Annotated in this window: 11 protein-coding genes; 8 read left to right on the top strand and 3 right to left on the bottom strand. The window is 43.8% G+C overall.

The window, feature by feature from the left end; genetic code table 11:
- Positions 1 to 159: 159 nt before the first annotated feature.
- On the bottom strand, positions 160 to 753 hold the full coding sequence (gene clpP, locus ACKTR2_RS06980) for an ATP-dependent Clp endopeptidase proteolytic subunit ClpP (protein ID WP_407883905.1): 594 nt from the start codon (positions 751 to 753) through the stop codon (positions 160 to 162).
- Positions 754 to 943: 190 nt separating this feature from the next.
- On the opposite strand from clpP, the gene ACKTR2_RS06975 reads away from it, so the two are divergent.
- Together ACKTR2_RS06975 and ACKTR2_RS06970 are read left to right on the top strand one after the other, a co-directional pair.
- Positions 944 to 1,861 (top strand): prenyltransferase, encoded by a 918-nt coding sequence (locus ACKTR2_RS06975; protein WP_407883903.1) that lies wholly within the window; start codon positions 944 to 946, stop codon positions 1,859 to 1,861.
- Between the two features lie 593 nt (positions 1,862 to 2,454).
- Entirely contained in the window at positions 2,455 to 3,885 is a 1,431-nt protein-coding gene (locus tag ACKTR2_RS06970) for a Na+/H+ antiporter NhaC family protein (protein WP_407883901.1), read from the top strand.
- A gap of 95 nt (positions 3,886 to 3,980) precedes the next feature.
- Here ACKTR2_RS06970 and ACKTR2_RS06965 read toward each other — a convergent pair whose 3' ends face one another.
- On the bottom strand, positions 3,981 to 4,934 hold the full coding sequence (locus ACKTR2_RS06965) for an aldo/keto reductase (RefSeq protein ID WP_407883899.1): 954 nt from the start codon (positions 4,932 to 4,934) through the stop codon (positions 3,981 to 3,983).
- 305 nt (positions 4,935 to 5,239) lie between these two features.
- Here ACKTR2_RS06965 and ACKTR2_RS06960 point away from each other — a divergent pair, with 305 nt between their 5' ends.
- The 5 genes from ACKTR2_RS06960 to ACKTR2_RS06940 all read left to right on the top strand — a co-directional run bounded on the left by ACKTR2_RS06960 (position 5,240) and on the right by ACKTR2_RS06940 (position 10,232).
- The gene (locus ACKTR2_RS06960; RefSeq protein ID WP_407883897.1) at positions 5,240 to 5,392 is read left to right on the top strand and encodes a hypothetical protein; all 153 of its coding nucleotides are present in this window, start codon (positions 5,240 to 5,242) and stop codon (positions 5,390 to 5,392) included.
- A gap of 262 nt (positions 5,393 to 5,654) precedes the next feature.
- A complete protein-coding gene (locus ACKTR2_RS06955) occupies positions 5,655 to 6,869 on the top strand; it encodes a YhgE/Pip domain-containing protein (protein ID WP_407883895.1) in 1,215 nt (404 codons plus the stop codon).
- Positions 6,870 to 7,054: 185 nt separating this feature from the next.
- The gene (locus ACKTR2_RS06950; RefSeq protein WP_407883893.1) at positions 7,055 to 7,243 is read left to right on the top strand and encodes a hypothetical protein; all 189 of its coding nucleotides are present in this window, start codon (positions 7,055 to 7,057) and stop codon (positions 7,241 to 7,243) included.
- A complete protein-coding gene (locus ACKTR2_RS06945; protein WP_407883891.1) occupies positions 7,243 to 8,706 on the top strand; it encodes a multicopper oxidase family protein in 1,464 nt (487 codons plus the stop codon). The genes ACKTR2_RS06950 and ACKTR2_RS06945 overlap by 1 nt, the downstream gene beginning before the upstream one ends.
- A gap of 125 nt (positions 8,707 to 8,831) precedes the next feature.
- Positions 8,832 to 10,232, top strand: a complete 1,401-nt coding sequence (locus ACKTR2_RS06940) for an MFS transporter (RefSeq protein WP_407884025.1) — start codon at positions 8,832 to 8,834, stop codon at positions 10,230 to 10,232.
- Positions 10,233 to 10,452: 220 nt separating this feature from the next.
- Here the strand turns inward: ACKTR2_RS06940 and ACKTR2_RS06935 are convergent, their stop codons facing one another.
- Positions 10,453 to 10,911, bottom strand: a complete 459-nt coding sequence (locus tag ACKTR2_RS06935) for a Fur family transcriptional regulator (RefSeq protein ID WP_407883889.1) — start codon at positions 10,909 to 10,911, stop codon at positions 10,453 to 10,455.
- A 299-nt stretch (positions 10,912 to 11,210) separates the two neighbouring features.
- Here ACKTR2_RS06935 and ACKTR2_RS06930 point away from each other — a divergent pair, with 299 nt between their 5' ends.
- Positions 11,211 to 13,526 carry a glycoside hydrolase family 65 protein gene (locus ACKTR2_RS06930; RefSeq protein WP_407883887.1) on the top strand — a complete coding sequence of 772 codons (2,316 nt, stop codon included), beginning with the start codon at positions 11,211 to 11,213 and terminating at the stop codon, positions 13,524 to 13,526.
- The last annotated feature ends 102 nt before the right edge of the window (positions 13,527 to 13,628 follow it).

The following is a 13,628-nucleotide window of genomic DNA, read 5'->3' as shown; positions in this document are numbered from 1 at the left end:
CCTGAAAATGGAAACACGGGTTTTGTGCGTGTGGCGAGCTACACCAGCCCGTTACCTGTGCCTAGCCTAGCCCGATCAATTGGCAAAGATCGCCAACTGCTCAGGCTTAGCTAGTGCTCGATAACACCCGGCAGGTTTCGCTCTGAATTATTAAATGAATTACTTCATTTCACTGGAGTTCGTCATGATGTGATCAATCAAGCCGTAGTCTAAAGCCTGTTGAGCCGTCATGTAATTGTCGCGTTCTGTATCACGGTTAATGGTTTCGATGTTCTGACCCGTCTTTTCAGCCAGTAATTCGTTAATCATCTTCCGCGTCTTCAGAATTTCTTCTGCGACGATTTCAATTTCAGTCTGTTGACCTTGTGCACCACCAGAAGGTTGGTGAATTAGGATCTCTGAGTGTGGCAGAGCGAATCGCTTGCCCTTAGTCCCAGAGGTGGCCAGAATGGAAGCCATTGAAGCGGCCATTCCCATGACAATTGTTTGAACGTCGGATTTAACGAAGTTCATTGTGTCATAGATCGCCATCCCAGAAGTAATGACACCACCAGGAGAGTTAATGTACATGTAAATATCTTTATCTGAGTCTTGGGCATCTAGGAACAACAACTGAGCGATAATGGCATTGGCCATGTCGTCTTCAATTGGCCCAGAAACCATGATGATCCGGTCCTTTAACAACCGGGAGTAAATGTCATAGGCGCGTTCACCGCGGCTGGACTGTTCAATAACAGTTGGAATTAAAGCCATGATTGAGGCCTCCTTGTAATTTGCGTTGTGAGTTAGTCAGCGTTAGCACTTGAATGCTTGCTCTGCTAATCAACGTAACTGTAGTTTAAACCTTTGGTCAAAAAAGGTCAAACAAAATGCGAACAAACTAACTAATTTTTTTTGATTAGTTGTGGTAGCCTTAATACATCAAGGGTTGAGGAGTAAATTGATGAATAAAAAATGGTTAACTTGGTCGGTATTTGTCGAATTGACGGAAATTTATACCGCGCCGTTGAATATTGTCTGGTTTGTCTTAGGAGCAGCGATTGCACAATATCATTATGGGGTCGTCAATTGGATTAATGTTTTGTTGTGTCTGATTGATGTCTTTATCTTTGACTTGGCAGTGAATGTTTCGGATAACTATTATGATTATGTCCATGCTACAGATCGAGAAGGATATGCGTTACATACGAATCCGCTAGGCCGGCTTAAATTGCCATTGAAAGGTGTCTGGTGGTTAGGAACCATCCTGTACTTAATCTCAGCGATTCCAGGATTAGTTCTGGTCACGCGCACTGGCTGGCCGGTCCTGATTTTTGGGCTCATTGGTTACACCATTGGTATTTTTTATACAGCCGGACCGTGGCCTTTAAATGCTATGCCAATCTGTGAAGCGGTAGTGGCGTTGTCGATTTCTTATTTGATTCAACTAACCTGTGTCTACGTTAGTATCTTCGGGCAGCGTCCATTTAATTTCAGCGTGATCGCGACGACATTTACTTTATGTCTACCACTGACTCTAATTTTCTTTTTGGTGCAGCTCGCCAATAACACCGCTGATTTAGATGAAGATATTAAAAATCATCGACACACACTAGCTTATTTTATTGGTCGTGGTAACGCGGTTAGTCTGATGCGAGTGTTGTTGGTCCTTGGGTCCATTTGGCCACTTGTTAACTTTTTCGGACACTTGGCACCATGGGAAACATTATTGAGTTTGCTTTTATTACCAGTCATGTGGCGGGGAATGCAACCGTTTTTTGCGGTACAAGATAAACGCAAGACCTATATGAGTGTCATCAAGAGTACTTCATTGTTCTTTTTAGGTTATACGTTGTTGTTTGCTGCCGGAGTCTGGTTATAAATTTTGCAGGAACCCGCCCAATTAGCCTTGTCCGTTGTTGCTCGGCCTCAAAACGGTCTGGTTCACACTCTTTCTTAAACGTGCTCGCCAGACCTGAGTCCTGCGCCCAACCAACAACCACAACCGGGCAAAATACGCCCAATTGCGCTTGTCCGTTGTTGCTCGGGCTCACACTCTGATTAATAAAAAAACATTGACAAGGAATTAAAAAGCTGGTATCTTTCTAATCAACATTTAATCATTTGTTTTCATTCCAAGTAGGGACTCGTCTGGGCGTCAGGAAGTCGGTGGTTGCTGCGAACCGATCAGGGCTAGTTTACGAAATACTTGAAAACCACAATGAACGGGCAACTCTGGACCGTTATCCCAGTGAGAGTGAGGCTTTTTGGTGGCGCCATCAAAGAACCTAAGCTGGGTGGTACCACGGTTAAAAAATCGTCCCTGTTATGCAATTGCATAACAGGGACGATTTTTTTGTGAAAAGGGGGCTGCCAAAATGAATGTTGGGCATTGTGGGGGTAATCCGCGATATTAGCGCTTTACAATCAAAATTAATGGTTGGAAGCTAGTTAGTCAAAAGCGGGGTTAATCAAATGAAAGAACAAACAGCCTTTAAAGTAGGTCGCAACGAAGCACTCATTGTTTTAATCATCATGTTAATTATTATGGGAACTGGGGTCATTGCCTTTGGTTTATCACCACAAGTTCCGGTGATGCTGGTGATGGGATTATTAATGGCTTGGGGGGTAATCCATCGCCTGCCTTGGTCACATATTAACGATGGTATTAAAGATGGTATTCAAACTGGAATCGTGCCGATTTTTATTTTTATTCTTGTCGGTGCCTTAATTAGTACCTGGATCGCAGCAGGAATCATTCCATCATTGATGGTGTTTGGCTTTCATCTGATCAGCGTGCAATGGTTTGTACCCTCGGTTTTTGTGGTATGTGCGTTAGTTGGGAGTGCGGTTGGGAGCGCCTTTACTGTCATTTCTACAGTGGGAATTGCTTTCTTCGGTATGGGGGTCACGATGCACGTTAATCCGGCTTTGGTCGCTGGTGCCATCATTTCTGGAGCGGTTTTTGGTGATAAATCATCACCATTATCTGAATCTACTAATCTAACCGCTGCGGTGGTGGACGCGGATCTGTTCAAACACATTATGAATTTAATGTGGTCCACGATTCCAGCATTTGTGATTTCACTGATTGTTTTTGGCATTATGGGCAGTGGTGAAAAAGGGACGAGTTTGGCCAGTATCAATCGGGTCATTAATGTTTTAGGTGCGCATTTTACCATCTCTGCATGGGCCATTGTCCCGATTGCTTGTATGTTTATCTGTGCTTGGCGTCGGGTACCAGCAATTCCAACGTTATTCTTAAACATTGGCGTTTCACTAGTAATGTTGCTCATTGAACATCCAGGGACGAAACTCACACAGATCGCAGCTATTATTGAGACCGGTTTCGTGTCGCACACTGGCAATAAGGAAGTCGATTTACTGTTATCTCGTGGTGGGATCGCCAGCATGATGGGGACTGTCTCATTAATTGTCCTGACCTTGTCGTTAGGGGGGATGCTCATGGAGTTTGGCTTGATTGATGCAGTAATGATTCCATTTTCTAAGCATCTAAATACGGATGGTAAGCGAATTACAGCAGTTGTCTTATCTGGGATTGGCGTTAACCTGTTCATCGGGGAACAATTTTTATCTGTTATTTTACCTGGTAGAGCCTTTAAAAAGACATTTGAGGATGCAGGTTTAGCTCCGGTGGCCCTAGGCCGAGCACTTGAAGATGGGGGTACCGTGATTAATTACTTAATTCCGTGGGGGGTTGCCGGAGTATTCGCGGCCAATACCCTAGGGGTAGCGACGATGGCTTTTCTGCCTTTTACCTTGTTTAGTTTGCTATCGCCGGTCTTTTCAATCTTAAGCGGCATAACCGGAATTGGACTAAAGCATCAAGTTATCGAACCTTCACCGACAAAGTCCTCGACAGAAGCAACCTCGGCAGCCAACTAATTTTTCTTTCCAAATCAATAATCAACGCCTCAGCAAACTTAGAGTTGAACGTTTGCTGGGGCGTTAAATAATTAGTTGGTAGATTTAATGAAACATTATGGTAAATCGTTACCAGCAGCTAAATAAAGATCATACCATTCTTGAGCCGTGAGCTTAACTTGCTCAGCAGCGACAATTTCCTTGAGCCGATCGGGATTCATAGAACCCACGATGACTTGGATATTGGCCGGGTGCCGCAAAATCCAAGCGGTTGCGATAGCGTTTTTGGTCACTTGGTATCGGTCCGCAACTTTTTGCATCATCGCATTTAATTCAGGAAATTTCGGGTTATCAATAAATACCCCAGCAAACATACCATACTGATAAGGTGACCAAGCCTGAATTGTTATGTTGTGGAGTCGCGTATATTCTAAAATGCCATTGTCGTGATTGATACTCCGGTCATCAGCCATATTAACATGCATGCCAGCATCAATCATGCCTGTGTGCATCAAAGAAAATTGTAGCTGGTTAACCAATAGCCTTTGATGAACGGTATGCTGAAGTAGTTCGATTTGTGCCGAATTTTCATTAGAAACACCGAAATGACGGGCAGTTCCATCTGTTTGTAAGGTATCTAAAGCAGAAGCAACCTGGTCTGGTTCCATCAGCGGGTCAGGTCGATGGAGTAATAAACTATCAAAATAGTCAAGCCCCATTCGATTTAGTTCTTGATGAGCCGCGTCGACTAAATGATCCCGACTAAAGTCATAACGGGCCCCAAATACGAGGCCATCGTGAGAGCGCTGTGGATCAACTACAATGCCGACTTTGCCTTGAACATAAATATCAGCCCGGTTAATGCCGACCTCTTTTAAGGCCTGCCCAAAAATTGTGTCGGACTTGCCTTCTCCGTAAATATCGGCACCATCGAAGAAATTAATGCCTAATTCAATAGCCGTTGATAACACTTTGGCGGCTTGTGAAACGGACAATTGATTCATACGCATAATGCCAAGACCGATGTTCGATGCGTGCAAATCACTGCGGCCTAAGTTAATATAATCCACGCTGATCACTCCTTTTCCTTTAATACCATTAGTGTAGCACGAATTAAGGATGCCTGACTTTGGCGTGATTCTGAAACTTGGTGTGGCCATTTCAAAGGTGGGATGATTTGTGGGAAACATCCGCGAAAGTCACGATTTGTGTGAATTAATCAGTCATTATTGCTGACCAGGCTTACCTGGGCTTGTTCGCACACTGATTTATTGGCGAGTGATTCTTGTGCTGCACTGATTTTTACCTTGCTCACGTCTGATAAAGCTGGTATAGTGTTACGTGTTATGAACACAGTATTGAGAGGAGAAGGACCATGGCAGAAAAGAAACCATTAAATTCATTCGCCGGTACCCGTCCCGTTGCTAAGCGTCAGCGGCGGATTCGTCGCGAAAAAGAAATTGCCGCAATCCAACGTTGGGCTGCTGGCAAGACGGACACGATCGAAGCAGCGCCAAAAGCAAAGTAAGTTCAGTTATGAACGCTTTTCTGATTGGCTCTCATTTTTACATCAAGAAGCAGTTAGTTTCGCAACGTCGTTATGGCGTTGCTTTTTTTGTGCTGGCGTTCTTGACTGAGCTGAGTGAGGCTTCGTAAGCGTTGATGTATTTTTGAGCTAATTTAAGAAATTTGGTACAAAAGGTGCTGATCTGTTTCAACCACGTTTACAATTGGACAGGCTGATGAAATAGTAGTAGTTCATTTTGTTTTGGAAAAAGGAGACTAGGCAAATGCTACTAAAGAAGATGCTGCAAAATCGGTTTGTTTGGGTCGCCGTGATTATGGCGATCATTTACCAGTTGGCAATGGTCGGTTGTTATGTGTGGGGATTTAGCCAAGTCTCAAAAAAGTCAGCGCAAATTAACACACAAATTGTGAATCAAGACGCTGGGCCGTTGGGTCAGCGAGTTGGCCATGAACTAGTTAAGCGTCTATCGGCACAGTTAACGCGGGATAGCTTGACAAAAATTCGGCAACAAATGCGGGATAATCAAGTAGATTTGGCCATTATTATCCCGAAACATTTTTCTAATCAGATTACTCGGGGAAAAGTTATTGAATTAACCGAACTCAAGAATCAAGGGACGCAAATGATTGTCGCTGGGACGGTGCGTGGAATTACGGATACGTTGCCAGAAATCTTAGCCACGACGTTAACTGAACAAAGGACGCAGCGAAGTTTAACCCAATTGGTAACGCCTATTGTCCGGAAACGATTAGCTGATCAAGGGCTGCCCGCATCAGCACAAGTCACAATGGCTCAACCCATTGTTAAAAAACAGGTGCACCATATTTTTAAACAGATAAATGCACAAGTCCAGGTGAAGACTCACCGCCTTGATCGTGGCCGGAATCAAGCTAGTTGGCAAATGGCGCCGATGTTTTTGACAATGGCGGTTTATCTTGGCGGCATGATTGCGACGATGACTTTTGTCAATGTTTTCAATGGATTTCGGGTGCATTATTCGAAATGGCAAACTTTCGCAGCTGTTGTGGGGTGCCAAGTTGTGATGGCTGTGACCTCGACAATTGCTGGCGTGGGATTATTAATGTGGTTGCTCAAGTTTTCATTGCCAATTTTTGCTCAATTATATCTGCAAATGATTCTCTTACAGTTGGTCGCAACCAATTTTGCACTCATTCCTAGTATGTTGTTTCAGCCGGCCGGCTTGTGGATCAACATCCCGTTATTGATGGCAGGGGCAATCACTGGAACAGGGACGTTACCACTGCCAATGTTACCAACCGGATTGAGCTGGTTTCATGCCATCACGCCGTTGTATCCTGCGGTCAAAGCGACGAGGCATGTCTTATTTCAAGCCGGTCCTGTGCTAGACTTTGATCGACAATTGTTGGTGATTGGCCTAGTTTCAATAGGAATTTTACTTTTGATCTTGCTGTATTTACCAGGGGAACCTGAACGGATCGACCCTGAGCATGCTTAAAATTGGCCCGTACTAAGTGAATTTTGTTCAAATTATGGCGGATTTGGGATGGTTACGAGTGCATAGAGCCGTTTTATGATGTTAGGCCGTTTTAACCAGCGGACCATAAAACATGGCTAAATTTTCTGAGAATCGCCGTGACTTTTTAACTTAGAATGAATACAATGTAGCAAGGGGGTGAAGAGATGGGAACTGGGTCAAAGTCAATTTCATTATTCTTTTTAGTCGTATATGGTTTTTTGATTTATTTGGTCTTTACCATGCAAAATATGTTAGCTATGGAAGTTATGGCTGCTGGCATGTTTTTACAAGCATTGATTGATTGTTGGTGTGCGTTTAGAAAACCAAAAGTACATATTGAGGAGGAGTCATAATGGCTGAACAAAAAGTTTACTCCGATTATTTTTTTGATGAGCCCGTTTTTGATTTACATGATGGTGGGTATGTACCGCTATCACTTCCAGATGTCCCGGAAAAGCCGTTAACGATTCCAGCGGTCTTGCAACCAGATCGTGTTGAAGGCAATGACGTCTGGTATACCGTGACCGCTCGCGCCGGTGAAACCCAGATCTTGCCCGGCGTTAAGACCAAGACCTGGGGTTACAATGCTGATTTATTGGGAACAACCATCGTTTTAAAAGACGGTGTACATTATCACGTGCATATTGAAAACCAACTGCCAGAAGTCACCACATTACACTGGCACGGGTTAAACGTTCCTGGACCAATCACGGATGGTGGTCCCCATGCACCGGTTTATCCAGGTAAAAGTCGTGACATTGACTTTACGCTGGATCAACCAGCGCAAACTGACTGGATTCATCCTCATCCTTGTCCAAATACGGCGCGCCAAGTGTGGAATGGGTTGGCCGCTGCGGTGGTCGTCCAAGATGAGATTGAAAGTCAATTGCCATTTCCACGAAACTATGGGGTGGATGATATTCCAGTGATCCTCCAAGATCGTACTTATCACGAGAATCAACTCGATTACGAGGCTGATTACGATGTTGATGGAACCTTAGGAAAATATCCACTGGTTAATGGCACGATCAATGGGGTTTTCCAAGTTACGACACAGCGCGTTCGCTTACGCATTTTAAACGGTGCAGATCGGCGCGAATTTCGGCTCCACTTTGGCGACCAGCATCAATTTACTCAGATTGGCTCTGATGGTGGTATTTTACCAGCCCCAGTGCACTTAACTAAATTGATGTTAACTGCCGCAGAGCGGGCCGAAGTCATCGTTGACTTTGGTGAGTATAAACCTGGCGACCGTGTCCAATTATTCTCTGATGATGTGCCATTGATGACGTTTGAAATCGGGACCTTTGCGCCAGATGATACGGTATTGCCAGAACACTTAGTTGATATTGCCGATTGGCAACCGACATCTGGATTAGCGATCGAAAAGACGGTTATGTCTGGGATGGATGATGAAGTTCGTCTAGATGGCAAGTTGTTTGATATGCAACGAATTGATCGCAAACAAAAGCTCGGTGATGTGGTCGACTGGGAAGTAACGAATACCAATGAAATGGATGGTGGAATGATTCATCCATTCCATATGCATGGTTGTCATTTCTTAGTCTTATCACGTAATGGGCAAGCTCCGTATCCCAATGAGCATGGGTTTAAGGACGTGGTTGGAGTTAATGCGGGTGAAACAGTGAAAATCCGCGTCCTCTTCGATGTACCGGGTGTCTTTATGTATCACTGCCATATTTTGGAACATGAAGACACAGGGATGATGGCCCAAATTGAAGCCTACGATCCGGATCATCCACAGACTTATCATTTATTAAGTATGGATGAGATGAATCATCCGCATCAAGCTTAAACGTTAATGATGGCCAACGAAAACGCGGCGCTCAGAGCATCGTGCTCGGCACCGCGTTTTTACTTGGCGCAAATTTAGAATTGAACGAGAGCGGAAGTGAATGAAAATTGACAGTAAATGCAGTTATGTCCATGGATAATCAGGGACATCCTTACCACAGAACGGCTTTTATGATCACTTTATTGATGGGTACTTTTAGTATGTCGATTAGCCAATCCTCATTATCTACGGCTTATCCAACCTTGATGCGAACCTTTGGCATTAGTGCGTCGGCAGTTCAGTGGATGACGACCGGCTTTATGCTCGTCATGAGCATTATGATTCCAGTTAGTCCATGGTTGTTAAATAACGTTCGTTTCAGCACGTTATTCAGAGCAGTTACCGGGCTGTTTGCTCTAGGAACGTTATTGTGTCTGGTCGCCCCAACGTATCCGCTACTGGTCGCTGGCCGACTAATTGAAGCGTTAGGCGTGGGCATTATTTTTCCATCATTTCAAACAGTTTTACTTACCATTACACCCGAAGCTCAGCGAGGTTCAACCATGGGAACGGCAGGTTTGATTATGGGATCTGCCTTGGCGACTGGACCGATTGTCTCCGGGATTATGTTGCAGTTGACCAGTTGGCGGGGGCTCTTCGCGTTATTCTTAATTTTAGTCGGCGGTGTTTTTGTGGCGTCTTTATGGTTTATTAAAGATGTGATGCCAAAGCACGCCACTAGTATTGATGGCTGGTCGATCGGATTATCGCTAGGTTTTATTGGTCTGTTATTTGGATTAAATCAGTTAGGTATAAATGGTGTTTCTAATTTCGAGTTGGGTTTATTGGTTATTAGCGGGTTGGCGATTATTGGATTTTGTTATCGTCAATTTACACATGCGCAGCCTTTATTAGAATTACGCGTATTTAAAAGTCGTTTGTTTACGGTCGGAGTTTTGCTGACCGGGATCTCATATGTTGCATTGATCGTGACAACGGTTGTGTTGCCATTGTTTTACCAAAATATTTTAGGCCTCTCCGCATTTGCCTCTGGATTGGCTTTAGTGCCAGCAGCGGTAGGGTTAAGCTTATTGAATCCTTGGGCTGGTAAATTAATGGATCAGCTCGGTCCGCGGTTGGTCATTTTAACCGGAATGTGCTTAATTATGCTTGGTTTTGGTTATCTAACATTAGCGGCGCACCATTTAACGTTAATAACTGTGATTTTGGCGTCACTGGTGACTGAAGGAGGAAATGCATTTGTGATGATGCCAGCGGTAACCCTGGGAGCCAATTCATTACCGGACACATTGATTTCTCATGGAACAGCAGTGACAACAACGGCGCGCCAACTACTTGGTTCAGCCGGTGTCGCAGGGGCTACGCTAATTTTGAGTCGGGTAACTGTAGGCAACCAGAACAGGCTGGGGTTTCACCAAGCAAGTCTTGCTGGTTATCAGGCAACCTTTGCGACTTTTCTATTCATTGGTGGGATCGGGTTATTGCTTGCACTTACCTTACCGCACGGGCGGCAAACAAAGGCTTAATTGTGAACTAATGCTGGTAGTGATAGCTAAAAAAGCGCGGGACACAAGTCAATTGCGACTTATGTCCCGTGCTTTCTGCTATTTAGATTGGAACTAAAATTTTGTCGTTCATTTTGTCCAAGTCCGGTTTTAACGAGACAGATTTTATCTCATACTGCCGCGTTCGACTAATTATGCAGACCATGACGGCCAAGTTTGCGGCCAAAAAGATTATAAAATATCAATTAATTGGTGTTTGAGCAGTTAAGCCTAACTTCTTCTGGCAGTCTGGACAGTATCCATACAGTTCAATATGATCTTCTGTGATCAGGTAGCCAGACTGTTTGACGGCGGCTTGTTCTAAATTACTGAAATCATCGTAGAAAATATCCGTAATTTTGCCGCAATTTTGACAGACGGCATGAAAATGTGGCCGGCCAAAATAGTCATAATGAGTACCAGCATCCCCATTTTCCAGTTCAATCACCAGGCCAGTCTCGACAAGTGTATTGAGGGTATTGTAGATGGTGGCGAGACTAAGATCTTGATGAGCAGCCTTGAGATCATTAAAAAGTGTGCCGACATCTGGATGATTGTGGTGGGTCATTAAATAGTGAAGGACAAGTTGCCGCTGTGGCGTCACGCGCAACTTGTTTTGTTTGAGCATCTGAACAGCAGCTTCATCAATAATTTCTGCCATGGCGATTTCCTTTCTTAGATTATTTCTAAACTTATATTAAACCACTTTAAGAGGAAAAAGCCAATAAATCGCTGATAAAACAGGTAGCATTGGGGGAAAACGGCCCGTTGATGAGGAAATAAGAATTAATTGTGCTAATTTGGTCTCGGCCATTTAGTTAAGTCACAATAAGTTGGTGTAAAACTGGCAAGCTAGCTTGGTCATGTCGAACATTAAGTCAGTTCATGTCACATTAAGTTTTGCACTTTAGAAAATTTGCTTTATGATGGGGTCATTAAAATGGTTCGGGAGACATAATCATGGCAATTAGTGAACAAAAACGGACGTTTCAATTACATTTGCAGGATTTAAGCGATCATAATCCAGCCTTTTTGGAAACAATTTACGCATTAGCTAATGGACACTTGGGGGTCAGGGCAAGTGACCCGCTGCAAGGAAACTCGCATGCAGTTACGGGCATGCCAGGTCTATTTGTTAATGGGTTTTATGATCTTAGTCAAATTTCCTATGGCGAAAAGTACGCTGGCTATCCCGAAAATAATCAGACGATCGCTCAGTTACCTGATCCACGATATCTGGTGATTGAAATCGATGGGCAACGTTCTGATGAAGCTACCTTTACCACGCGACTAGTAGATAAAAACCTCGATTTAGAAACGGGGTTATTAAATGAATTATTTGAGATCACTACGCCTGGGGGCAAAATGTTGCAACTTTCATTGTCCACCTTTGCCTCGCAGGCGGATGATGCAATTTTTGGTGAAAGCTACACGGTTCGACCACTGAATTTTAGCGGTTCAGTGAAGCTTTATAAACAACACCCGTATATTGATCAAGTCTTTGATCGAGAAAGCGATCCACGAGCGGTGGTGCGTAAAAATGGGTTAGATCGGCAGTATTTAAGTGCAGATTTTCCAGCGATGCAAATTACCACACAACGTTCGCAACTGGGATTAGTTTTGATGTGGCGCTATTTAGGTGAGGATTCGCTAGTTCATTTTGATCAGAATGATGGGATGCCACGTTACGTGATGGACCTCGATTTAGAACAGGGATTGGCTGAGTCGTTTGATTTTGGCTATTCTGTTGGTGATATTCACAGCTTAATGGACGTTGCGATGAATCATGCGACTTACTTAAAAGAGGCTAATAATCATCTAGAACATCATTCATTTTCCTCGTTGTTCACGGAATCAGCGCGACAGATGCAAGCCTTTTGGCGTGATGCGGATATTCAAATTGAAGGGGACCCAGAATCACAAAAGGGGATTCGCTTTAATCTATTCCATTTGCATCAATCTGCCGGCCACGATGGGCATACAAGCATTCCAGCTAAAGGACTCACTGGCGCTGGATATGAGGGACATTACTTTTGGGATACTGAGATGTTTATGTTGCCGGCATTTATCTATACAGATCCCGATCGTGCCAAACAGATTCTAATGTATCGGTTTCAGACACTGGATTCTGCTCGTCAACAAGCGCGTGATTATGGGTTGGATAGTGGCGCTTTATTTCCGTGGCGAACCATTAATGGATCAGAGGCTTCACCGTACTTTCCGGCCGGTTTAGCCCAGATGCATATTAATGCAGACATTGCTTACGCGGTGGCAGAATACGTTGCCGTAACTGATGATCAAACTTTCTTGGCGGAAGCAGGATTTGAAATAATTTTAGAAACGGCTCGCTTTTGGCAGCGTATGGGAAGTTTCGGTGTTGATGGTCCTCAAGGTGGTCATTTTGTTTTGAATAAAGTCACTGGTCCTGACGAATATACGGCATTGGTGAATAATAACTACTATACTAATCGACTTGCACAACATAATCTGAGACTGGCAGTGATTTTTGCCAAACAATTACAGGCGGTTGGATCAGATAAATTGGAAGCACTAGGCGTCACAGATAAAGAGTTAGCTGACTTTTCCCATAGTGCTGATGAAATGTACTTGCCATTTGACAAGGAGCTCGGTGTGAAAATGCAAGATGATGGCGCATTTAACATGCCGATTTGGCCATTTGACCAAACACCACGGGATGATTATCCACTGCTCTTGCACTATCATCCATTGCGCTTGTACAGTCATCAAGTTAATAAACAAGCAGATACTCTGATGAGTGATTTTCTTTTTCCTGAGGACCAAGACATTGAACAACTCAAACGAGATTTTGATTATTATGAACCAATTACTACCCATGATTCATCGCTATCCCGCGCTATTTTCAGTGTTCTAGCTAACCGAATCCGCGCCCATCATAAAGCCTATCGGTATATTGCTGAATCGATGCTGACGGATCTAAATAACAGTCAAGGTAATTCCCAAGATGGCATTCACGTAGGTAATATGGGAGCTAGTTGGATGGAAATGGTCTTTGGTGTTGCTGGAATGCAGCGAACTAAGAGCGGACTGGTTTTCAGTCCGCATTTACCGACGCAATGGATGGGCCTGGGCTTTAAAATTAAGTATCGTGACGAACAGGTTGAAGTTCACGTTACCCGCAGTCAGACTCAGTTTACGTTAGTGCATGGCAATGGTTTGACCTTAACGTGTGACGATCAGAAGGTGACGTTAAATGAATCGACACCAACCGTTGTTGTGGACTTAGTAGATAAGTAATGTAGAAGAACGATAAATTAAAAAAATGATCCGTTCAGGGTACGCGGCGAAGGTGCGCACAACGCTCTGATTGGATCATTTTTATTGATCAAAATTTATGAT

It is taken from the genome of Furfurilactobacillus curtus (genome assembly GCF_045862785.1).
GTDB lineage: Bacteria > Bacillota > Bacilli > Lactobacillales > Lactobacillaceae > Furfurilactobacillus > Furfurilactobacillus curtus.
The sequence above is the reverse complement of the archived record's forward strand: the minus strand, read 5'-3'. Positions and strand labels throughout refer to the sequence as shown.

Coding starts and splice junctions, on each gene's coding strand:
- ACKTR2_RS06930 (WP_407883887.1), top strand. CDS start 11,211: ATGGCAATTAGTGAACAAAAACGGACGTTTCAATTACATTTGCAGGAT.
- ACKTR2_RS06975 (WP_407883903.1), top strand. CDS start 944: ATGAATAAAAAATGGTTAACTTGGTCGGTATTTGTCGAATTGACGGAA.
- ACKTR2_RS06955 (WP_407883895.1), top strand. CDS start 5,655: ATGCTACTAAAGAAGATGCTGCAAAATCGGTTTGTTTGGGTCGCCGTG.
- ACKTR2_RS06960 (WP_407883897.1), top strand. CDS start 5,240: ATGGCAGAAAAGAAACCATTAAATTCATTCGCCGGTACCCGTCCCGTT.
- ACKTR2_RS06935 (WP_407883889.1), bottom strand. CDS start 10,911: ATGGCAGAAATTATTGATGAAGCTGCTGTTCAGATGCTCAAACAAAAC.
- ACKTR2_RS06950 (WP_407883893.1), top strand. CDS start 7,055: ATGGGAACTGGGTCAAAGTCAATTTCATTATTCTTTTTAGTCGTATAT.
- ACKTR2_RS06945 (WP_407883891.1), top strand. CDS start 7,243: ATGGCTGAACAAAAAGTTTACTCCGATTATTTTTTTGATGAGCCCGTT.
- ACKTR2_RS06940 (WP_407884025.1), top strand. CDS start 8,832: ATGTCCATGGATAATCAGGGACATCCTTACCACAGAACGGCTTTTATG.
- clpP (WP_407883905.1), bottom strand. CDS start 753: ATGGCTTTAATTCCAACTGTTATTGAACAGTCCAGCCGCGGTGAACGC.
- ACKTR2_RS06970 (WP_407883901.1), top strand. CDS start 2,455: ATGAAAGAACAAACAGCCTTTAAAGTAGGTCGCAACGAAGCACTCATT.